We start from the raw sequence: 21476 nt of genomic DNA, 5'->3' as shown, positions 1-21476 counted from the left end.
TGTTCCCCAAGCCCGGAATAGGCTGCTGGTCAGGGCTGTTGACGCGACGACCGCCACACCCGGAAGCCGGTGATCCGGAAATGGCTCCAGGTGGTCCGGAAGGCGAAGTGCCCACTCGTGTACGGCTGCGGGTCGGTGTAGTCGAAGACGAGCCGTCCGTTGTTCCACCATCGCACGGTGGAGCCGTCGGACACGATCCGCACCTGGTTCGGCCGGTTCGCCACCAGCAGCGGCTCGGTGTAGTCGCGGACCAGCGGGCGCACGCCGGGTTCGCCGACGTAGCGCCGCAGGCGGGTGGTGGTGTTGCCGTTGGCGCCGTAGCCGACGTAGTACGTCGTGAGGTGGTCGTACTCCGCGAGCGCCCCGCTCCTCGGGGTGGCGAAGAGGTCGCCGGGCGAGCGGACGTCGACCGCGTTCCAGAAGTTGTTGAGGTCGGAGACCCGGTCGTTGACCCCGCCCCGCGCCACGGGCGTGGCCGTGTACTCGATGGCATAGGGGCCTTCGAGCCGCTGCCTGAACCAGATCGTCGCCCCGGCCGGCACGTCGACCTCCAGGGTGCCGCGGGAGGCGGTGACGGTGCCGCCCTGCTCCAGTTCGACGGCCCACCGGCCGAGGCCGTGGCGGAAGTCGTCGTGGGCGATCAGACGGCGGTGGCTCGCGTCGGCGGCGGGAGCGAGGGCTGCCAGGGCGGCGCCCGCGGTGAGGGCGCCGAAGGCTCTGCGCGTGGTCGTCACGAGGGTGCGGCTCCTTCGGCGGGAGGGACGGGTCAACAGTTTCGGGACAGAGCGGCTCTGCGTGCCGCCGAGGGTTCGGCGGACGTCCCACGACGGGGAGAAAGCGCTTGCCCCACAACGGAGTTCACTCTGTCCCACCCGGCCCCGCCTGTCGACACCGGCGGGCGCCCCGCCACACGACCGCAACACGGACGATCATGGCTGCCGTCCACCCGGGGCGACGCGGACGATCACGACGGCCGTCCGCCCGGGGGTAGCGCCGTGCGGAACCGCGGACATACCGAAGGCCGGACCCAGGGGATAGGGGTCCGGCCTTCGGCAGCGTGTCAGGCAGGGGTGGTGCGGGTGGTCAGCCCACGGCGACGCCGTGCGCGCGCAGGTAGGCGACCGGGTCCACGTCGGAGCCGTAGTCCGGCGTGGTGCGGATCTCGAAGTGCAGGTGCGGGCCGGTCACGTTGCCGGTCGCACCGGAGAGGCCGACCTGCTGTCCGGCGCTGACGGTCTGGCCGGCCGAGACGGAGAGCTGGGACAGGTGGCCGTACTGCGCGTAGTAGCCGTCGGCGAGCTTGATGACGACCTGGTTGCCGTAGGCGCCGCCCCAGCCCGCGGAGACGACCGTGCCCGCGCCGACGGCCTTCAGCGAGGTGCCGGTCGGGACGACGAAGTCGACGCCGGTGTGGTAGCCGCTGGACCACATGCTGCCGGCCACGTGGTAACCCGTGCCGACGGCGCCGCCGCTCACGGGAAGCGTGTAACCGCTGGAGGTGCTGGTGGAGTCGGCTGCCTTGGTGGCGGTCGTCACCTTCGACGAGGACGAGGCGGACGACGAGGCGGACGAGGAGGACTTCACGGCCGGCTTCGAGGACGTGCTGGTCTTCGTCGGGCCGTTCGAGCCCGTCGTCCCGGTCGTCGCCTTCTTGCCGATGCTGAGCTTCAGGCCGGGGTGGATCAGCGAGGGGTCCTCGCCGACGGCCGTGCGGTTGTCCTCGTAGAGCTTGTGCCAGCCACCGCTGACGTGCTGCTCGTCGGCGATCTTCGACAGGTAGTCGCCGGCCCGGACCGCGTAGGTCCGCGTGCCGGAGTTGTGCTGGGCGCTCTTCGCCGCAACGGCCTTCACACCGGCGGCGGGAGCGGACTGCGGGGCCTTTTCCGCCACGTTCCGCGGAATCGACTGCGCGGTGGCCGCGTGGGCGCCGGTGGCGCCGAGAAGCGGGAGGGCGAGCGCTGCGCCACCGGTTCCGGCGACGGCGATCGTGCGGGTGAAACGCTGGGACTTGGGACGGCGGTGCTTACCCTTCGCGGGCATGGCGAATTCCTCTCCGGCGCCTGCGAGGTGAGCTGTCGGGTGCGGACTGGAGATGCCCGGCCGCGCCGAAGCGCGGCTTTACCCCTAGCCGTTCCGGAGACCGGAACAGGCGGTTCTACCTGTGGGTCCCCCGCTCCTGCCGTGGACGGGTGTGTGTGCGGGCTCCGGGCGGCGGCAGGATTGGGCGTCCGTCCGGATCGGTGGTGAACGTAAGCGACCGGGACGCGAGGGAACAAGTGACGGTTGACCGTGCATGTGTTTCGTTTGCGCATTTCCGGGAATTACCGGTCACCCTGCGTCAATCCAAAGGCGGCCGGTTTATGCAAACGCCCTTGAAACGCATGCGAATTACGTGAACATGACGGGCGACGCACGGTCACGAATATGACGCTGCTCACGCACCTGCGCCCAGGAGCCCCCATTCCAGGTGGAGTTGGAATGAAGGCTACAAAGGCGTCAATACGGACAGACAGATCAGATGCGGCGGAGTCGGAAGACCGCGGCATCGAGGTCGCCCCGCAGCCCCGTGCGCAGCCCGTGGTGCAACAGCACCGCCCCTCGGTGAACTTCGCCCGTTTCGCGGCATTCGTACGCAGCTGTCGGGTCCAGCCCGCGCAGCCGGAGCGCCGGAACGGGCTCACCGTGGTGCTGGGCCTGGAGGCAGGCGAGCACGACGGCCTCGTCGCCGAGCACGTACTGCACGGCGCTCAGCCCGCCGTCCGGCGGGCGCAGCCGGTACTGCTCGCCGCGCTGCACGAGGGGCCTGATCTCCTTGTAGAGCTCCACCCACTCGCGTGCCTCCGCGAGTTCCTCCTCGGTCCACCGGGTGAGGTCCCCGCCGACCCCGAGCACACCCGCCATCGCGCTCACGAACCGGAAGCGCAGTGAGCTGACCCGGCCGTTGAGCTGCGTGTTGGGGCTGTCGGTGACCCAGGCGGCCATCACCCGGGCGGGGTGGATCTGGCTGAACCCGTGCTGGATGCCGAGCCGGTCCAGCGGATCGGTGTTGTCGGAGGTCCACACCTGGTCGCTGCGCCCGAGGACGCCGAGGTCGATCCGGCCGCCGCCGCCGGAGCAGGCCTCGAAGGCGACCCCGGGGTGGGCCGCGCGCAGCCGGTCCAGCAGGCCGTACAGGGCGTGCACATGGTCGACCCACAGGCGCTGCGGGTACGGCTCGCCGGGCCAGCCGGCGTCGGTGAAGCAGCGGTTGAAGTCCCACTTGACGTAGTCGACGGGGGCGCTGGAGAGCAGCCCGTGGAGCTTTTCCCAGAGGTACTCCTGGACGTCCTCGCGGGCGAGGTTCAGGACGAGCTGGTTGCGCAGCTCGGTCCGCCTGCGTCCCGGCTGGAACTGCACCCAGTCCGGGTGGGCCCGGTAGAGGTCGCTGTCCGGGTTGACCATCTCCGGCTCCACCCAGATGCCGAACTGCATGCCGAGCGCGTGCACGTGCTCGGCCAGGGGGGTGAGGCCACCGGGGAACCGGTCCGGGTTGGGCGTCCAGTCGCCGAGTCCGGCGCGGTCGCTGGTGCGGGCCCCGAACCAGCCATCGTCGACCACGAACAGCTCCACGCCGATCGACGCGGCCCGCCGCGCCAGCGTGCCCTGCTGCTCCTCGGAGATGTCGAACTCGGTCGCCTCCCACGAGTTGAAGAGCACGGGCCGGTCCCGGTCGGCGTCCGGGATGACGTACGCGCGCTGGTAGGCGTGCCAGGCGCGGCTCGCCCCGCCGAAACCGCCGTCGTTCCACAGGCCGGCGAACACCGGTGTGGTGAAGGACTCGCCGGTGTCCAGCCGGAGCAGTCCGGAGTCGTCGTAACCGGCGCCGCCGGTGATCTGCACGCGCGCGTCGGGCAGTTGGGCCACCCCGATCCGCCAGGAACCCGACCAGCCGAGCGCGCAGCCGTAGACCTCGCCGCGCTCCTCGGTCGCGTCGGTGTCGAGTGCGACCCAGGGCAGATGCTGATGGCCGGTGTGGCCGCGGCGGCTGCCGATGACCTTCTCGCCGTAGGTCAGCTCGCCGCGCACGAGCCGGGACTCGGCGGCCCAGCGCCCGTGCAGCTGGGACAGGTGCCAGCCCTCCCGGTCGGGCAGCGTCCAGGTCGCTGAGTCGGCGCGCAGCAGCTCCAGTGCCGGCCCCTCGTTGGCCAGCGTCACCCGGCGCTCCACGACGTCGTCGCGCATGCGGTAGTGCAGGGTGACGGCGAGGCCGCCGTCGCGGAAGCGGAGCCGCAGCTCCTCGTCCTCGACCTCGTGGCGTTCGAAGGTCCACTCGGTGCCGCGGCGCTCGTCGGTGCGCACGGACAGCGCGGGGCGCACGAAACGGGGGCCGCCCTCGACCGGGTACTCCTCGCGGCCGTCGAGCGGGGACTCGAAGGGCCAGTAGTCGGGCAGCGGGCGGACGGCCAGCGCCTCCGCGTCGGCGAGCGCGATCCGCGGCCCCCAGTGCAGGTGCAGCAGCTCGTCGGCCTCGGTCAGGTGGACGGCGTAACTGCTGGCCAGCCCGGACAGCAGCCAGGTACGGCCGTTTTCGGCGATTTCCAGCATCAAGCCCTCACAGATACGAACAGGTGCACTCAAGGACCAACATCATCAAGGTCCGTGGGCCTGCGAGGCAACGCCTGTGGACAACTCATTGCCCCGGGAACCCATGTCGTATGGTCGACAGCGAGCCCGCCGGTGAGCCGCGTCGGCGGGACCGACCGGGAGGAGCCCCCGTGACGCAGCAGGTCCCGTCCACCGAGCCCGAGCTCGCCGGTGTGCGCAACTTCCGTGACGTGGGCGGGCTGCCGACGGTGGACGGTCGCCGGGTGCGCCACGGCGTACTGTTCCGCAGCGGTCACCTCGCGCACGCCACGGCAGAGGACGCGGCCTTCCTGGACACCCTGGGCCTGCACACGGTCTTCGACTTCCGCAACGCGGCGGACCAGAAGCTCGAAGGCCCCGACGTCGAGCTGCCGGGCGTGCGCAACGTGAACCTGCCGCTGAGCGACCCGGCCGACGGTGCCGAGTTCTGGAAGATGGTGCGCGACGGCGAGATCGACCAGCTGCGGGCGATCCTCGACGACGGCAAGGCGGCGAACCGGATGATCAACTCCTACCGCGCGATCATCAGGGACCGCACCGCCGAGCACGCCCAGGTGCTGCGCTCGCTGGCCGAGGACAGCGTCCCGGCCCTGATGCACTGCGCGGCCGGCAAGGACCGCGCGGGTCTGTCCGTGGCGGTGACCCTGCTCGCGCTGGGCGTGGAGCGGGAGGCGATCGTCGCCGACTACCTGGAGTCCAACGCCAAGCACCGCCGCTACAAGGTGCACCGCAGTGGCGGTTCCTCCTCGGCCTACTCCTCCGAGGTCATGGAGCTGCTCAGCCCCCTGTTCGACGCGCGCGCCGAGTACCTGACGGCGGCCTTCGACACCATCGAGGAGACCTGGGGCGGCGTCGACGCCTACCTGGAACAGGGGCTGGGGATCACGCCGGAGGTCCGCGAGCGCCTGCGGGAGCGACTGCTCGACTGAGGCCGGCCTGCCGCTACTTGGCGCCCACCGAGAACAGCAGGTAGATGAAGGCGGCGAAGAGGTGCCCCACAGCGATGTAGATGATCAGGCGCACCCACAGGGCGCGGGGGAACTTCTCCTCCATGTCGCGTTCGCTCATGATGTCTCTCCGGTGACGGGGCCCAGGCACAGCGCGGCCGTGGGACTCTGCAGAAGGGTGTGGACGAACAGGAGGTCGACGCCGTCGGGGTCCACGGCGGCGATGCGGTGCGGGGTCAGCGAGTCGAAGTGCGCGCTGTCGCCCGGGGCGAGCCGGTGCGTGGCGTCTCCCAGGCGCAGCCGCAGTCGGCCGTGCAGGACGTACAGCCACTCCTCGCCGGGGTGCACCCGCACGATGTCGCCCTGCGAGCCGTCCGGGACGTGCACGCGCAGGGCCTGCATGCCCCGGCCCGAGGCGCCGGCCTGCCAGTAGGTCCAGCCGCCCGCCTCGGTGGGTTCCATGCCGGTGGCGCGCACGACGGCGTCGCGTTCGGCGACCGTCTCGCCCAGCAGCTCGGAGACCGTCGTACCGTAGATGCGGGCGAGCGCCAGCAGCATGGGCAGGGACGGCTGCCGCTGCCCGGTCTCCAGCCGGGAGAGGTGGGCGGGCGACAGGCCGGCGGCGCGGGCCGCGGCCTCCAGGGTGAGGGCGGCCCGGCGGCGCAGCGAGCGGAGCTGCGGGGCGACGGCGGGCAGATCGGCGACCGGCCCGGTCGGCGGCGGGGTGTCGGCTTCCGGAGAGCTCATGCACTCCATTGAGCCGCGGACTTGCCTCTGCGGCAAATTTTTTGCCTCAGAGACAAGAAAAACTGGTCCTACCGATGGGCGACCGCCTGCTTGACGAGTGTCCGGCTGAAGTCCCACATCAGGCCGCCGCCGCTGTGCGCGTCGTCCATCACGGCCGTGAACGCGTCCACGAACCGGTCCACGTCCGGCTCCCCGATGACCAGCGGCGGGATGAGCTTGATCACTTCGAGGTGGTCGCCGGACACCTGGGTCAGGATACGGTGCCGCTGGAGCAGCGGTACGACCACCATCTGCGCGAACAGTCCCTTGCGCGCGGCCTGGAGCATGGTCCAGCGGCTGCGCAGTTTCAGGGATCTCGGCCTGCCGAACTCGATGCCGATCATCAGCCCGCGACCGCGGACGTCGGCCAGCAGCTCGTACCTGTCCGTCAGGGCCGCGAGCCGGGACCTGAGCAGGTCGCCCGTGCTGCGGGCGTTCGCGACGATCTCCTCGTTCTCCATGACGGACAGGACCGCCAGGCCCGCCGCCATCGCCTGCGCGTTGGACCCGAAACTCGCCGAGTGGACCAGGACCCGGTCCATGGACGAGTAGACCTTCTTGAAGATCCAGTCCTTGCCGAGGGTGGCACCGACCGGCACATACCCGCCGGAGAGCGCCTTCGCCACGCACACCAGGTCCGGTTCGACGCCCTCCTCGTGCTGGTAGGCGTAGAAGTCGCCGGTCCGCCCCAGGCCCGTCTGCACCTCGTCCGCGATGAGCAGGGCCTTGTGCCGGCGCAGCAGCTCCTGGGCGGCGCGCAGATAGCCGGGCGGCGCCTCGTGCACGCCCTTGCCCTGGATCGGCTCTACGACCAGCGCGGCCACGTCGCCCTTCTTCAACTCCCGAGCCAGGGCGTCGAGATCACCGAGCGGCACGGCCGTGTCGGGCAGCAGCGGGGCGAAGCCGTCCCGGAAGCCGTCCTCGCCGTTGACGGACAGCGATCCGGTCGTCAGGCCGTGGAAGGCGTGGTCGCAGTAGAGGATCCGGGGCCTGCCGGTGGCGTAGCGGGCGAACTTCAGCGCGGTCTCGACCGCCTCCGTACCGCTGTTGCCGAAGAACACCCGGTCCAGGTGCGGGCTGTGCGCGAGGAGCTTCTCGGCCAGCAGCCCGGGCAGCGGCTGGCAGTCGAAGCGGGTGAGGTCGGCGAGCTGGGCGTCCAGGACGTCGTGCAGCGCCTTGCGGACGACGGGGTGGTGACGGCCGAGGCCCATCACGCCGAACCCGGCGAGCATGTCCAGGTAGTCGTTGCCGTCCGCGTCCCAGAAGTGGGCGCCTTCGGCCCGCTCGTAGACCTTGTCGAAGCCGATGGTGTGCAGCATGCGCGGGAGCTGGTGGTTGAGGTACCGGGCGTGCAGCTCGTAGCGCTCGGCTCCGCGTTCGGCCAGCAGCGCGCCGATGTCGAACTCCTTGGTCATTCGGCTTTCTCCTTGACTGGCACGACGGCGACCGGCCGGGCGGTGGCGTCCGGCGTGCCGGAGTCCGTCGCGTCCGGCGTGCCGGAGTCGGTGGCGGCGGCGTCCGGCACGGCGGCGGGAGTGTCCGGGCCGCTCCCGGTCTGCTCGCGGACGGCCAGACTGGCGCTGATCCGGCTCGCCACCTCGACGGGGGTGAGGCCGATGTCGGCGAGCACCTCCGCGCGTTTGGCGTGCGCGAGGAACTGTTCCGGGATGCCGAACCGCCGTACGGGAACGTCGACTTCGGCGTCACCCAGGGCCAGCGCCACCGCGGCGCCGACGCCGGCCGCCCGGCTGTTGTCCTCCACGACGGCGACCAGCCGGTGGGCGGCGGCGAGGGCCGGAAGCGCCGGGTCCACGGGTTTGACCCAGCGGGGGTCGACGACCGTGCAGGGGATGCCGCGCGCCTCCAGCAGCTCGGCGGCCTGCAGACACACCGTCGCCATCACGCCGACGGCGACCAGCAGGACCTGCGGCGGCCGTGGGGAGCGGTGCAGGACGTCCATGCCGCCGACCCGGTCGAGCGCCGGCAGCCGGGGCCCCACCGACTCCTTCGGGAAGCGGACCAGGGTGGGCGCGTCGTCGACGGCGACCGCCTCCCGCAGCTGCGCCCGCAGCTGGTCGGCGTCGCGGGGCGCGGCGATTCTGAGCCCCGGTACGACCTGGAGGATCGACATGTCCCACATGCCGTTGTGGGAGGGGCCGTCGACCCCGGTGATCCCGGCGCGGTCCAGGACGAAGGTGACCCCGCAGCGGTGCAGCGCCACGTCCATCAGCAGCTGGTCGAAGGCGCGGTTGAGGAAGGTGGCGTAGACGGCGACGACCGGGTGCAGTCCGCCGGTCGCGAGGCCGGCCGCGGAGACCGCCGCGTGCTGTTCGGCGATGCCGACGTCCCACACCCGGTCGGGGAACCGGGCGGCGAACGGTCCCAGACCCACCGGGTGCAGCATGGCCGCCGTGATCGCCACGACGTCCTCGCGTTCCTCCGCGATCCGCACGATCTCCTCGCCGAACACGGACGTCCAGGACGGTCCGGCGGAGGGCACGAGGGGTTCGCAGGTCAGCGGGTCCATCACGCCGACGGTGTGGAAGTGGTCCTCCTCGTGCGCGAGGGCGGGTTCGTAGCCGCGGCCCTTCTCGGTGAGGCAGTGCACGAGGACCGGGCCGTGGAAGCGTTTGGCGCGCCGCAGCGCCGACTCGACGGCCCCGACGTCGTGTCCGTCGATCGGGCCCACGTACTTCAGGCCCAGGTCCTCGAACATGCCCTGCGGCGCGAAGGCGTCCTTGAACCCCTTCTTCGCGCCGTGCAGCGACTCGTAGACGGTGTGGCCGACGACCGGCGTGCGCAGCAGCACGTCCTTGCCCCAGGCGAGCACCTTCTCGTAGCCGTCGGTGGTGCGCAGGGTCGCCAGGTGGTTGGCGAGTCCGCCGATGGTCGGGGAGTACGACCGCTCGTTGTCGTTGACGACGATGATCAGCGGGCGGTCCCTGGCGGCCGCGATGTTGTTGAGGGCCTCCCAGGCCATGCCGCCGGTCAGCGCCCCGTCGCCGATGACCGCGACGACGTGGCCCTTCTCCCCCCGCACCTGGCGGGCCTTGGCGAGTCCGTCGGCCCAGCCGAGGACGGTGGAGGCGTGGCTGTTCTCGATGACGTCGTGCTCGGACTCCTCGCGGGAGGGATAACCGGACAGCCCGCCCTTGCCCCGCAGCTTGGAGAAGTCCTGACGCCCCGTCAGGATCTTGTGGACGTAGCTCTGGTGGCCGGTGTCCCACAGGATGCGGTCGACCGGCGACTCGAAGACCCGGTGGAGCGCGACGGACAGTTCCACCACCCCCAGATTGGGTCCGAGGTGTCCGCCGGTCCTGGCGACCGCGTGCACCAGGAAGTCCCGGATCTCCTCGGCCAGTTCACCGATCTCCGTCTCGGACAGCGCCTTCAGGTCGCGCGGCCCCCGGATGTTCTCCAGAATCGACACACTCGGGCCCCCTCTCGGTCCGTGCCTTGTTTCACATCACTGTCACTGCCGGTGCCCCCGTGCCGCCGGGGGCCTCGGACCCGGTGCCGTCCCGCTCGATCTGTTCCGCGAGCTTCAGCGCTTCCTCGATGAGGGTCTCCACGATCTTCGACTCGGGGACGGTCTTGATGACCTCGCCCTTGACGAAGATCTGGCCCTTGCCGTTGCCGGAGGCGACACCGAGGTCGGCCTCACGGGCCTCGCCCGGCCCGTTGACGACGCAGCCCATCACCGCCACCCGCAGCGGGACCTCCATGCCCTCCAGGCCCGCCGTGACCTCGTCGGCCAGCTTGTACACGTCGACCTGGGCGCGGCCGCAGGACGGGCACGAGACGATCTCCAGCCGGCGCTGCCTCAGGCCCAGCGACTCCAGGATCTGGATGCCGACCTTGACCTCCTCCACGGGAGGCGCCGACAGGGAGACCCGGATGGTGTCGCCGATGCCCTGGGAGAGCAGCGCGCCGAAGGCGACCGCCGACTTGATGGTGCCCTGGAAGGCCGGCCCGGCCTCGGTGACGCCGAGGTGCAGCGGGTAGTCGCACCGGGCGGCGAGCCGGCGGTACGCCTCGACCATCACGACCGGGTCGTTGTGCTTGACCGAGATCTTAATGTCCCGGAAGCCGTGCTCCTCGAACAGGGACGCCTCCCACAGGGCGCTCTCCACCAGCGCCTCGGGCGTCGCCCTGCCGTACTTCCTCAGCAGCCGCCGGTCCAGGGAACCCGCGTTGACCCCGATCCGGATCGGCGTGCCGTGGTCCTTCGCGGCCCGCGCGATCTCCCTCACCTTGTCGTCGAACTGCTTGATGTTGCCGGGATTGACGCGTACGGCCGCGCAGCCGGCCTCGATCGCGGCGAACACGTACTTCGGCTGGAAGTGGATGTCCGCGATCACCGGGATCTGCGACTTGCGGGCGATGGTCGCCAGGGCGTCCGCGTCGTCCTGCGTGGGGCAGGCCACGCGGACGATCTCGCAGCCCGACGCGGTGAGTTCCGCGATCTGCTGGAGGGTGGCGCCGATGTCCGACGTACGGGTCGTCGTCATCGACTGCACCGACACCGGGGCGCCGCCCCCGACCGGCACCGGCCCGACCCGGAGGCCGCGCGACACCCGCCGCTCGGCGACCGGCCGGACCGGTACCTCGGGAACGCCCAGGGAGACGGCGGTCACGACGTCACTCCCGGTTGCCGTTGACGGTCTCGCGCATGGCCCGCAGCGACTCCTTCAGGGAGCCCATGGTGGCCAGGACGGCGGTGGGCTCGTAGCCGCAGTGCGCCATGCAGTTGGCGCAGCGCGGGTCCTTGCCGCGGCCGTACTTGTCCCAGTCGGTCTTCTCGATCAGCTCGCGGTACGTGGGCACGTATCCGTCACTCATCAGGTAGCAGGGGCGCTGCCAGCCGAAGAGCGAGTAGTTGGGGATCGCCCACGCGGTGCACGGGAAGTCGACCTTGCCCTCCAGGAAGTCCAGGAAGAGCGGGGAGTGGTTGAGCCGCCAGCGGCGCCGGTTGCCGCCCGCGAAGGCCTTCTTGAACAGCTCACGGGTCTGCTCCACGCCCAGGAAGTGCTCCTGGTCGGGGGCTTTCTCGTAGGCGTAGGCGGGCGAGATCATCATCTCGTCGACCTTGAGGTCGTCGTTGAGGTAGTTGAGCACCTCGATGATGGTCTGCGGGGTGTCGGTGTTGAAGAAGGTGGAGTTGGTGGTCACCCGGAAGCCGCGCCGCTTGGCCTCCTTGATGGCCGCCACCGCCTCGTCGAACACGCCCTCCTTGGCAACGGACTCGTCGTGCCGCTCCCGCAGCCCGTCGATGTGCACCGCGAAGGCGAAGTAGGGGGAAGGCGTGAACTTGTCCATCTTCTTGCGCAGCAGCATCGCGTTGGTGCACAGGAAGACGTACTTCCGCTTCGCCACCAACTGCCGGACGATCTCGTCGATCTGAGGGTGCATCAGAGGTTCGCCGCCCGCGATCGACACCATCGGGGCACCGGACTCCAGCACCGCCCCCACGGCCTGCGCCACCGGCATGCGCTGCTTGAGCACCCCGGCCGGATGCTGGATCTTGCCGCAGCCCTCGCAGGCGAGGTTGCAGGCGAAGAGGGGTTCCAGCTCGACGATCAGCGGGAACTTGTCCCGCTTGCGGATCTTCTGTTCAGCCAAGTATGTAGCGACCTTGATGGACTGGCGCAGCGGCATGGCCATCTGGCTCACCTCCTGGGGAGCAGCAAAGAACGGTGCCATTCGAAAAAAGCGGGCAGTACGCGGCGAAGAACACGGAAAGCTGATATTCCGCCGCGCACCGTGCCGATCCGGACGAGTTCATGTTCAGGAGCGTCCACGACCACCCGGACGGCCGCAACCGGGCGCTCGCCCGCGCGGACGGCGCTCAGCAGTGTCGCCGCCGACTCCATGTCGACCGCGATCGCGCCGGTCGCGAGCAGGTCCGAGCGTTCCGGACCGCGCACGACGTGGTCGGACCCGATCAGCGGTCCGGTGTGGACGGTGCGCCCGGGCACGGCGCGCACCAGCTCCTTGACCAGCAGGTCGGTGGCCACGCAGGGGACGGTCCCCCGCGGGTCCCGGGTCTCCTCGGCGACGACCAGGTCGCCGGGGTGCATGCCGGGTGCCAGCCCCGCGCAGAAGCCGGTGGCCAGCACGGCGGCCCCGGCGAGCGCCGGATCGGCCAGCAGCCCGGTGACCGAGCGCTCGGCCGCCTTCGGGCCCATGCCGGTACGCAGGACGGTGACCGGCCCGCCCGCGCCACCGCGGTCGCTGGTGCGCAGGGCGAGGTGCTCGATGCCTAGCGCGCAGGCGATCAGCAGCGGGTCCGGGGCGGGCTGTGCGCTCATCAGCCCCCCTTCGCCTCGGTGAGCGGCTTCTCGGCGAAGGGCTCCCCGTGGACGTACCGGCCGAGCGCGGTCAGCGGGAACACCTGCCGGTAGAGGTGGTAGTTGATGGAGAAGTCCCAGGGGAACCCGGTGCCGGTGAAGTACGGCTCGTCCCAGGAACCGTCCTCGCGCTGGGTGGCCGCGAGCCATTCGACACCGCGCACGACGGCCTTGGAGTCCCGCTCCCCCGCTGCCAGCAGCGCCATGAGCGCCCACGCCGTCTGGGAGGCGGTCGAGGCGCCCCGGCCGCTCCACTCGGGCCGGCTGTAGGAGCGCAGGTCCTCGCCCCAGCCGCCGTCCTCGTTCTGGACGGACTCCAGCCAGGTCACGGCCCGCCGGACCGCCGGGTGCGAGGCGGGGATCCCGGCGGCGGTCAGGGCGGGCACCACCGACCCGGTGCCGTAGACGTAGTTGACGCCCCAACGCCCGAACCACGAGCCGTCCGGCTCCTGTTCGGCCAGCAGCCACTCGATGCCGCGCCGGGTGCGCGGGTCGTGCGCGAGGCCCTCGACCGCCAGCATCTCCACCACGTGCGCGGTGACGTCCGCCGACGGCGGGTCGATGACCTCACCGAAGTCGCAGAACGGCAGCCGGTTGGGGAACGGGCTGGTGTTGTCGACGTCGAAGGCGCCCCAGCCGCCGTTCTTCGACTGCATGCCGAGGTTCCAGCGCACCCCGCGCCCGATCGCGTTGTCCACCCGCTCCGGGTCGTGGTGTCTGACCCGGCGCAGCGCGAGCACGACCTCGGCGGTGTCGTCGATGTCGGGGTAGTTGTCGTTGTGGAACTCGAACGCCCAGCCGCCGGGCGGCAGTCCGGGCCGCTTGACCGACCAGTCGCCGGGCCGGACGATCTCCTCCCCGAGCATCCAGTCCGCCGCCTTCACCACCTGTGGGTGGTCCGCGGGCACCCCCGCGTCGACGAGCGCGATGGTGGCCAGACAGGTGTCCCACACCGGCGACTGGCAGGCCTCGATCATGCGGGCCCCGTCCTCGCGCCACACGGTGAACCGGTCCAGCGACTCCAACCCGGCACGCATCACCGGGTGTTCGAGGTCGTAGCCGAGCAGGTGCAAGGCGATGACGGAGTACACCGCCGGGGGCTGGATGCCGCCCCAGCAGCCGTCGTTCTCCTGCCGCTCGATGATCCAGCGGGCCGCGCTGTTCATGGCCGCCCGGCGCAGCCGGCGCGGGGCGATCCCGCGCAGGGCGTGCAGCACCTTGTCCAGGCGCTGGAAGGCGCCGTCCCAACTCACCACCGGGGCAAAGGGCTGGGCCGGATTGGGGTCGTCGGGGTCGGTGTGCAGTTCGTCCAGCGGGAAGGGCGCGGGCCGTACCGGGCGCTTGGCGGAGACGATCGTCAGCGGGACGATGGTCTGCCGGGCCCAGCACCCGAAGTCGTAGATGTTGAGCGGTGCCCACTTGGGGAAGTAGATGAGTTCCGGCGGGAGTTCGGGCAGGTCCTCCCACTTCCACCAGCCGAACAGGGCCAGCCAGATCCGGGTGAAGACGCGCGCGGAGGCGATCCCGCCGCGCTCGCGGACCCAGGCGGAGGCCCTCGCCATGTGCGGTGCGTCCGGCGCGTCGCCGGCCAGCCGGAGGGCGACATAGGCCTCGATGGTGGTGGAGAGTTCCCCCGGACCGCCGTAGAAGCTCGCCCAGGTGCCGTCCGCGCGCTGCTCGCCGCGGATGAAGAGACCGGCGGCATGGGTCGTCGCCTCGTCGCGGATACCCAGGAACTGGCGGAGCAGCAGGTCCTCGGCGTCCATGGTGACGTTCGTCTCGAGGTCGCCCTTCCACCAGCCCTCGGCGTCCTGCAGGGAGAGCAGGAAGTCGGTGGCGCGTTGCACGGCGCGGGCAGCGGCGTCGTGCACCCCGGCCGTGACGGGAGTGGTGAGGTGGGTTTCGCTGGCCGCGGCAGCGCGGGGCGGCAGTGCCCCGGTGCTTCCGTCGGTCGTCGCTGTCATGGCTTCCCCTTCGTGCAGTCGTACGAGTCGTGCTGCTGTGGGTCCGCCGTCGGCCGGTGCTCCGATCCCGCGACACCGGCCGGCGACTACGCGAGGGCTATTCGACCAATAGTGATCATCTCTTTCGTACGACGACGAAGTCGGCGAGTGCCACGAACCGCGCCCGCACCCGGTCGGGCATGTCGACGGCGTCCAGGGCCTCGACCGCGACGGTGTGCTGACGGCGTGCTTCCTCGGCGGTCCACTCGCGGCCGCCCGCCTCCTCGATGAGGGCGGCGCGGGCCGCGAACTCCTCCTCCGAGAAGTTCTCGAAGTCGCTGCTCTTGGCGTCGGCGGCGAGCAGGTCGCCGAGCCGCTCGGCGGCGGGACCGCTGGCCGCGAGGGCGGCCACGACCGGCAGGGACTTCTTGCGCTGGCGCAGGTCGCTCCAGGTCTGCTTGCCGGTCGACACCGGGTCGCCCCAGATGCCGAGGAGGTCGTCGACGGCCTGGAAGGCGAGGCCGAGGTGGTGGCCGTACTTCTCCAGGGCGTCGGCGGTGCGGTCGTCCGCGCCGCCGAGCACGGCGCCGATGGAGCTGGCGCAGGCGAGCAGGGCGCCGGTCTTGTTGCCCTCCATCTCCAGGCACTCCTCGACGCTGACGCGGTCGCGGTGCTCGTAGGAGATGTCCTGCGCCTGGCCGTCGATCAGGGCGCGGGTGGCGCTGGTGAGCCGGCGGGTGGCGCGTCCGGCCTCGACGGTGCCGAGTTCCAGCAGCACCTCGTTGGCCAGGGCGAACAGGGCGTCGCCGACCAGGATGGCCTGGGCGGGGCCGTGCACCTTCCAGACGGTGTCGCGGTGACGGCGCTGTTCGTCGCCGTCCATCAGGTCGTCGTGCAGCAGCGAGAAGTTGTGGACCAGTTCCACGGCGACCGCGCCGGGGACGCCCACCTCGGGCCCGGCGCCGGTGACCTCGGCGGAGAGCACCGCGAGCGCCGGGCGGACGGCCTTGCCGCCGTCGCCGGCCGCGGGGTTGCCCTCGGCGTCGATCCAGCCGAAGTGGTAGGCGGAGACGGTGTCCATGGGCGGTGCCAGGCGGTCGACGGCCGCCCGCAGCACCGGTGTGGCCAGGGTCCGGCCGCGCTCCAGGAGCGCGGTCACGTCCACCGCGTCGGCAGCCGTCTCGGCCGGGGGCACAGTGGGCACAGTCTCTCCTCTTGTTGCGGTACCGGGGGTGCGGGGGCCTGCCGCCTGCCGATCGAGCATCAGGCCGCCTCCTCGAACTCGAAGAGGTGGCGCGGGCGGGGCCGGCCGAGGGCGGCGAGGGCGGCGTCGGCCGCGCTCACCCCGCTGCGGACCGCGCTCTCCATGGTCGCGGGCCACCCGGTGGCGGTCCACGCTCCGGCCAGGTACAGGCCGGGTGCCTTGGTGCGGGCGCCGGGCCGCAGTCGTCCGACGCCGGGGGTGGGGGCGAACGTCGCCGTGCGCTCCCTGGTCACGAAGAAGTCCTGCACCCGGGCACCGCGGGTGGCGGGCAGCAGGCGTTCCAGCTCGGGCAGATACCGCTCGCGCAGGGCGGCGACGGGCGCGTCGATGTCGTCCCGCGCGGCCGACTGGGAGAGCGCGAGGTACTGGCCCTCGCCCAGTCCGGAGGCCGCGGTGCGGTCGAAGACCCACTGCACCGGGGTGCCGAGGGCCGCGAAGAAGGGCTTGCGCAGCACCGTACGGTCGTAGACGACGTGGATGTTGAGGATCGGCGCGGTGCCGATGCGCAGCAGCCGCTCCGGGTCGTCGAGCGCGTCGCCGGGCAGCAGGCCGTGGGCCTCGCGCTGCGGTACGGCGAGGACGACCGCGTCGGCTTCGAGCGTCTCGCCGGGAACCTGAACGCTCCACCGCCCGTTCTCGTTTACGAAGACGGAGGTGACGCGTGTACGGACCTCGGTACGCACGCCCGCGGAGTCGAGCGCCTTGCGGGCGAGACGGTCGTGCAGTTCACCCAGCGGCACATGGGCCCAGCCGATGTCGGCCGCGCCCGGGTCGGACAGCAGACCGGTCTTGAACACCATCGCGGCCAGTGCCAGCGAGCAGTCGCCGGCGACCGCGTTGAGGGTGGCGACCCCCACCAGGTCCCACAGTGCCTCTACGGCGCGCGCCGACTGACCGTGCGCGGCCAGCCAGCCGCCGAAGTCCTGGTCGTCCAGCGCGGGGTCGGTGAGGTCCAGGGCTCTGAGCGCGAGCGCGGCACGTCCGACCTTCGCCCTCTCGGCCAGTGAGAGGTGCGGATAGGCGGCGAGGCTGCGTCCCAGGTGCAGGGGCACCGGCAGCGGGTCGCGCCTGAGTCTGCCGAGCCGTCTCCCCTCGGGCCGCGCCACGTCGAGTACGGGCACGTCGAGACGATCCTGCAGGGGCGCGAGTTCGGTGGCGTCGATGCGGTCGAGGAACCAGCGGTAGGCCGTGCAGCAGCGCAGGTAGACGTGCTGTCCGTTGTCGACGGTCAGGGCGCCGCGCTGGAAGGAGAAGGCGAGTCCGCCCAGGCGCGGGCGGCCTTCGAGCAGGGTCACGCGGACCCCGGCGTCGGCGAGCGCGAGCGCGGTGGTGACGCCGGCGAGCCCGCCGCCGACCACGACGGCGTGCCGTGCCGTTCCCCTCGCGGATTCCGCGAGGGGCTCCCCGGCCCCCGTGTCCTCGCTCATCGTGCGCCCTCCCCCACGCACCCGCCGTGCCGCTGGACGCGTGCACCGCGGGTCGTCGCAGTCAGGGACGCGTGGCCGCACCGGAGGGTTGCCTGCCGCTTTTCGCCGACGGCATCACCTTGGACCGGATTGTCCATCAAGCGCGCCTCCTGACGGTCCGCCGGGTGACGTGCCGGCTGTCCAGACCGGACAGCCCTCGCACGGCGACGTACGCCTTCTCGCGTCCGGGCAGCGAGACCCGGCCGCGCAGCACGGCCTCCGGGTCGCGTTCGATGCGGTCCAGCAGCCGGCGGTAGATGCCGGCCATGGCGGCGACGCACGCGCCGCTGCGCCGGTCGAGCATGGGGAGCAGCCGGTAGCCCTCGGCGAACAGGGCGCGGGCCCGTCGCACCTCGAAGTGCACGAGGCCCGCGAAGTCCGAACCCTCCGGGGGCCTGGGCCCCTTGAACCCGGCCGAACAGCCGAACTTGGCGAGGTCGTCGGCGGGCAGGTAGGTGCGTCCGGTCTCGGCGTCCTCCCGGACGTCCCGCAGGATGTTCGTCAGCTGGAGCGCGAGCCCGAGCGTGTCGGCGTACTCCGGCGCGCGCTCGGCGCCACGCGCCCCGCTCTCGGTGCCGAACACGCCGAGCGAGAGCCGGCCGATGGCCCCCGCCACACAACGGCAGTAGACCTTCAGGTCGTCCCAGGTCTCGTAGGTCTCGCCGCGTACGTCCAGCAGGACGCCGTCGATGAGCTCGTCCAGGCCGCCGAGCGGGATCGGGAACGTTTCGGCGGCGTGCGTGAGGGCGACCGCGACCGGGTCGGTGTCGTCCTCCTCGACCGCGCCGTCACGGACCCGGGTGAGCAGCGCCCGGGTGTCCTCCAGCCGCGCCGCCTTGACGTCGTCGGCCAGCGCGCCGTCGCCGATGTCGTCGACGCGCCGGGAGAACGCGTAGAGCGCCGACATCGCGCGCCGCTTGGGCGCCGGCAGCAGCCTGATGCCGTACGCGAAGTTGCGGGCCTGCTGGCCGGTGACCGTCTCGCAGTAGCTGTAGGCGGCGAGTACCGGTGCGGACACGCGTGGTGAAGAGTCCACGGTCCGGATCACCCCTCTCCTCGCAGAGTCACGCCCACCTCACGCAGCAATCGGAGCTTGCGGGGCTTGGGCGGGCCCTGAAGTACGTCGTAATCGGCGGCGGCGACCGCGTGGATCGCCGCCCTTCCCCCCGCCACGAACCCTGCGAGCAGCAGCTTCAACCTGCCGTGGACGCTACCCACCAGGGGGGCGCCTTCATTCAACAGATCGCGGGCGCGTTGCGCTTCGTATGCAACCAGTGCGCGCACCGACGCGCTCGTGATTTTCGTGGCGAGATCCGCTTCCTGGACGTGAAAGCGCTTCATGTCCTCGGCGGGCAGGTAGACGCGGTCGCGGCCGAGGTCCTCGGCGACGTCCTGGAGATGCTCGACGATCTGCAGCGCGGTGCAGATCGCGTCGGAGAGACGGATCCGCTCGGGCGTCGAGGTGCCGGTGACGGACAGGACCAGGCGGCCGACGGGGTTGGCCGACAGCTCGCAGTAGGCCAGGAGGTCGTCGAAGGTCTCGTACCGGGTGACCAGCTGGTCCTGGCGGTTGGCCGCGATCAGGCCGAGGAAGGGCTCGGGGGTCAGCCCGCGGCGGCGGACCGTGGGCTGGAGGCGGCGCAGCAGGGGGTGGCCCGGGGTGGAGTCGAAGACCCGGTTCAGGTCCGCCTCGAAGGCGTCCAGCAGGTGCAGCCGGTCCCCGGCCCGCTCCGGCGCCACGCCGAGCAGCCGGGCGTCGGCGCCGCCGGGTGCCAGGTCGCCGTCGCCGATGTCGTCGACGAGGCGGGCGAAGCCGTACACGGCCATGAGGTCGGCGCGCCAGTCCGCGGGCAGGAAGAAAGGGGCCACGGGGAAGTTCTCCGCCGCGGCCTTGTCGAGCGTGCCGCGCTCCGCGTCGGCGACACGCGCCGCGCCGGTTCCCGTCACCGCGGACCGCCGGGGGCGGGGACGGCACATGCTGCGTGAAGCAGGGGAGTCTCCGTAGCCATTGCCGTCACATCTCCCGTTCTACACTGCCGACCCAACGCACACTATTTCGGACACGCCGCCCGGCTCTCCGCACGGCCGCCCCGGCAGAGGGTGTCGCGCGGTATCGCCCCGATTGCCGCCTTTCGGGACCGGTACAGTTTACGTTGTACAACGCGGCCAGGTGTGCTGGGGTGTCCTGCACATCACAACAACACACCGATTGGCGCCAAGATTCCTAAGGCCGCCCGAAGTTGACGTTTCCTTTGCAGACGCAGGGCCCCGCCGGAACAGTTCCGGCGGGGCCCTGCGCGGTCCGGTCTACTTGCCGGTGAACTTCTCGTACTCCTTGAGCACCTCGTCGGTGGGGCCGTCCATGCGCAGCTCGCCGCGCTCCAGCCACAGCACGCGGTCGCAGGTGTCGCGGATCGACTTGTTGTTGTGGCTGACCAGGAAGACCGTGCCGGCCTCCTTGCGCAGTTCCCGGATGCGCGCCTCGGAGCGCTTCTGGAAGTTGCGGTCGCCGGTGGCGAGGGCCTCGTCGATCATGAGGACGTCGTGGTCCTTGGCGGCGGCGATGGAGAAGCGCAGGCGGGCCGCCATGCCGGAGGAGTAGGTGCGCATCGGCAGGGTGATGAAGTCGCCCTTCTCGTTGATGCCGGAGAAGTCGACGATCTCCTGGTAGCGCTCCTTGATCTCCTCGCGGGACATGCCCATGGCGAGGCCGCCCAGGATGACGTTGCGCTCGCCGGTGAGGTCGTTCATCAGGGCCGCGTTGACGCCCAGGAGGGACGGCTGGCCGTCGGTGTAGACCTTGCCCTCCTCGGCCGGCAGCAGGCCCGCGATGGCGCGCAGCAGGGTCGACTTGCCGGAGCCGTTGGAGCCGATCAGGCCGATCGCCTCGCCCCGGTACGCGACGAAGGAGACGCCCTTGACGGCGTGCACCTTGCGCACGCCGCGCTCCTCGCCGCGCTTGAGGATGCGGCTGAGGGCGGCGGTGGCGCTGCCCTTGCCGGTCTTGGCGCCGTTGACGCGGTAGACGATGTGCAGCTCGTCCGCGATGACGGTGGGGATGTGCCCGTCGGTCCTGTCCTCAGCCACGGCCGTACCTCTCCTCAGCCTTCCAGAAGTACACGAACCCGCCGAGCGCGAACAGGACGGCCCAGCCGGCCGCCGCCGCCCAGACGTGCTCCGGCAGGTTCTCCGAGCCGTAGCCGTCGATGAGGGCGAAGCGCATCAGGTCCATGTAGATCGCGGCGGGGTTCCACTGCAGGACGTCCGCCAGCCACTGCGGCTTGTCCGCCAGCATGATCGGGATGGAGAACATCACGCCGGACGCGTACATCCAGGTGCGCATGACGAACGGCATCAGCTGCGCCAGGTCCGGGGTCTTCGCACCCGCGCGCGCCATGATCAGCGCCAGCCCGGTGTTGAAGAGGAACTGCAGCACGAGCACCGGGACGATCAGTGCCCAGGACAGGTCCGGGTAGCTGCCGAAGGCGATCACCACGGCGAACAGCACGAGCATCGAGGCCAGCAGCTGCTGGAGCTGCTGGAGCGCGAAGGACACGGGCAGCGAGGCCCGCGGGAAGTGCAGGGCGCGGACCAGCCCGAGGTTGCCGGAGATCGCGCGCACGCCCGCCATGACCGAGCTCTGCGTGAAGGTGAACACGAACACGCCCGTCACCAGGAACGGGATGTACACGTCCTTCGACATGCCGCGGCCGGCGTTCAGGATGACGCCGAAGATGAAGAAGTACACGGCGGCGTTCAGCAGCGGGGTGGCCACCTGCCACAGCTGGCCGAGCTTCGCCTGGCTGTACTGGGCGGTCAGCTTCGCCCGGGAGAAGGCGAGGATGAAGTGGCGCCGGTCCCACAGCTGACGGACGTACGCGGCGAGGGAGGGCCGGGCCCCGCTCACCGTCAGCCCGTACTTGCCGGCGAGCCGGCTCGGCGTGAGGCCCTCGTCGGGCGACGCGAACGCGTTCACCGCGACCGTGCCGTCGTGCGTTGTCTCACTCACTGGCGGAAACTTTCGTCTTCGAGATGCCCGGCCTGTGCGGACATGGCGTGAGCCTGGGGCCCTGGTGGGGCCCGCCTGCTCTCGGACA

At 71.1% G+C, this 21476-nt stretch carries 19 protein-coding genes and 1 riboswitch; of the genes, 1 reads left to right on the top strand and 18 read right to left on the bottom strand.

Annotated elements, in window-relative coordinates; translation table 11 throughout:
- Positions 1–29: 29 nt before the first annotated feature.
- The 3 genes from ABZT03_RS20240 to ABZT03_RS20230 all read right to left on the bottom strand — a co-directional run bounded on the left by ABZT03_RS20240 (position 30) and on the right by ABZT03_RS20230 (position 4584).
- Entirely contained in the window at positions 30–734 is a 705-nt protein-coding gene (locus ABZT03_RS20240) for a DUF6250 domain-containing protein (protein ID WP_356041181.1), read from the bottom strand.
- Between the two features lie 349 nt (positions 735–1083).
- Positions 1084–2040, bottom strand: coding sequence for a LysM peptidoglycan-binding domain-containing M23 family metallopeptidase (locus ABZT03_RS20235; protein WP_356041179.1), 957 nt, complete (start codon positions 2038–2040; stop codon positions 1084–1086).
- A 4-nt stretch (positions 2041–2044) separates the two neighbouring features.
- Positions 2045–2202: riboswitch (cyclic di-AMP (ydaO/yuaA leader) on the bottom strand.
- A 312-nt stretch (positions 2203–2514) separates the two neighbouring features.
- Entirely contained in the window at positions 2515–4584 is a 2070-nt protein-coding gene (locus ABZT03_RS20230; protein WP_356041177.1) for an alpha-galactosidase, read from the bottom strand.
- A gap of 170 nt (positions 4585–4754) precedes the next feature.
- Between ABZT03_RS20230 and ABZT03_RS20225 the strand changes: the two genes are divergently transcribed.
- Entirely contained in the window at positions 4755–5552 is a 798-nt protein-coding gene (locus ABZT03_RS20225; protein WP_356041175.1) for a tyrosine-protein phosphatase, read from the top strand.
- Positions 5553–5565: 13 nt separating this feature from the next.
- Here ABZT03_RS20225 and ABZT03_RS20220 read toward each other — a convergent pair whose 3' ends face one another.
- From ABZT03_RS20220 to ABZT03_RS20150, 15 genes are all read right to left on the bottom strand, one after another.
- Positions 5566–5691 carry a DUF6126 family protein gene (locus ABZT03_RS20220; protein ID WP_356041173.1) on the bottom strand — a complete coding sequence of 42 codons (126 nt, stop codon included), beginning with the start codon at positions 5689–5691 and terminating at the stop codon, positions 5566–5568.
- Positions 5688–6317 (bottom strand): XRE family transcriptional regulator, encoded by a 630-nt coding sequence (locus ABZT03_RS20215; RefSeq protein ID WP_356041171.1) that lies wholly within the window; start codon positions 6315–6317, stop codon positions 5688–5690. Before ABZT03_RS20215 ends, ABZT03_RS20220 begins: the two co-directional genes overlap by 4 nt.
- A 68-nt stretch (positions 6318–6385) precedes the next feature.
- Complete coding sequence (locus tag ABZT03_RS20210) at positions 6386–7771, bottom strand: aspartate aminotransferase family protein (protein WP_356041169.1); 1386 nt, start codon at positions 7769–7771, stop codon at positions 6386–6388.
- Positions 7768–9786, bottom strand: a complete 2019-nt coding sequence (gene dxs / locus ABZT03_RS20205) for a 1-deoxy-D-xylulose-5-phosphate synthase (protein ID WP_356041167.1) — start codon at positions 9784–9786, stop codon at positions 7768–7770. The genes ABZT03_RS20210 and dxs overlap by 4 nt, the downstream gene beginning before the upstream one ends.
- Before the next feature lie 31 nt (positions 9787–9817).
- Positions 9818–10993: a flavodoxin-dependent (E)-4-hydroxy-3-methylbut-2-enyl-diphosphate synthase gene (gene ispG / locus ABZT03_RS20200; RefSeq protein ID WP_356041165.1), complete on the bottom strand. Its 1176-nt coding sequence runs from the start codon at positions 10991–10993 to the stop codon at positions 9818–9820.
- Positions 10994–10997: 4 nt separating this feature from the next.
- Positions 10998–12020: an adenosyl-hopene transferase HpnH gene (gene hpnH / locus ABZT03_RS20195; protein WP_356041163.1), complete on the bottom strand. Its 1023-nt coding sequence runs from the start codon at positions 12018–12020 to the stop codon at positions 10998–11000.
- Between the two features lie 5 nt (positions 12021–12025).
- The gene (locus ABZT03_RS20190) at positions 12026–12667 is read right to left on the bottom strand and encodes a 1-hydroxy-2-methyl-2-butenyl 4-diphosphate reductase (RefSeq protein WP_356041162.1); all 642 of its coding nucleotides are present in this window, start codon (positions 12665–12667) and stop codon (positions 12026–12028) included.
- Entirely contained in the window at positions 12667–14670 is a 2004-nt protein-coding gene (gene shc, locus ABZT03_RS20185) for a squalene--hopene cyclase (protein ID WP_356041160.1), read from the bottom strand. Before shc ends, ABZT03_RS20190 begins: the two co-directional genes overlap by 1 nt.
- Before the next feature lie 115 nt (positions 14671–14785).
- Positions 14786–15913 carry a polyprenyl synthetase family protein gene (locus ABZT03_RS20180; RefSeq protein ID WP_356041159.1) on the bottom strand — a complete coding sequence of 376 codons (1128 nt, stop codon included), beginning with the start codon at positions 15911–15913 and terminating at the stop codon, positions 14786–14788.
- Positions 15913–17340, bottom strand: a complete 1428-nt coding sequence (gene hpnE, locus ABZT03_RS20175; RefSeq protein WP_356041157.1) for a hydroxysqualene dehydroxylase HpnE — start codon at positions 17338–17340, stop codon at positions 15913–15915. Before hpnE ends, ABZT03_RS20180 begins: the two co-directional genes overlap by 1 nt.
- Positions 17337–17477, bottom strand: a complete 141-nt coding sequence (locus tag ABZT03_RS20170) for a DUF6380 family protein (RefSeq protein WP_356041156.1) — start codon at positions 17475–17477, stop codon at positions 17337–17339. Before ABZT03_RS20170 ends, hpnE begins: the two co-directional genes overlap by 4 nt.
- Positions 17477–18427, bottom strand: a complete 951-nt coding sequence (gene hpnD / locus ABZT03_RS20165; RefSeq protein WP_356041154.1) for a presqualene diphosphate synthase HpnD — start codon at positions 18425–18427, stop codon at positions 17477–17479. Before hpnD ends, ABZT03_RS20170 begins: the two co-directional genes overlap by 1 nt.
- Entirely contained in the window at positions 18424–19326 is a 903-nt protein-coding gene (gene hpnC / locus ABZT03_RS20160) for a squalene synthase HpnC (protein WP_356041153.1), read from the bottom strand. Before hpnC ends, hpnD begins: the two co-directional genes overlap by 4 nt.
- A 360-nt stretch (positions 19327–19686) precedes the next feature.
- Positions 19687–20466, bottom strand: coding sequence for an ABC transporter ATP-binding protein (locus ABZT03_RS20155; RefSeq protein WP_356041152.1), 780 nt, complete (start codon positions 20464–20466; stop codon positions 19687–19689).
- The gene (locus ABZT03_RS20150; RefSeq protein ID WP_356041151.1) at positions 20459–21388 is read right to left on the bottom strand and encodes an ABC transporter permease; all 930 of its coding nucleotides are present in this window, start codon (positions 21386–21388) and stop codon (positions 20459–20461) included. Before ABZT03_RS20150 ends, ABZT03_RS20155 begins: the two co-directional genes overlap by 8 nt.
- Positions 21389–21476 lie beyond the last annotated feature (88 nt).

This window comes from Streptomyces sp. NPDC005574, from assembly GCF_040605435.1.
Taxonomy (GTDB): domain Bacteria; phylum Actinomycetota; class Actinomycetes; order Streptomycetales; family Streptomycetaceae; genus Streptomyces.
This window is presented reverse-complemented; position numbering and strand designations above follow the sequence as displayed.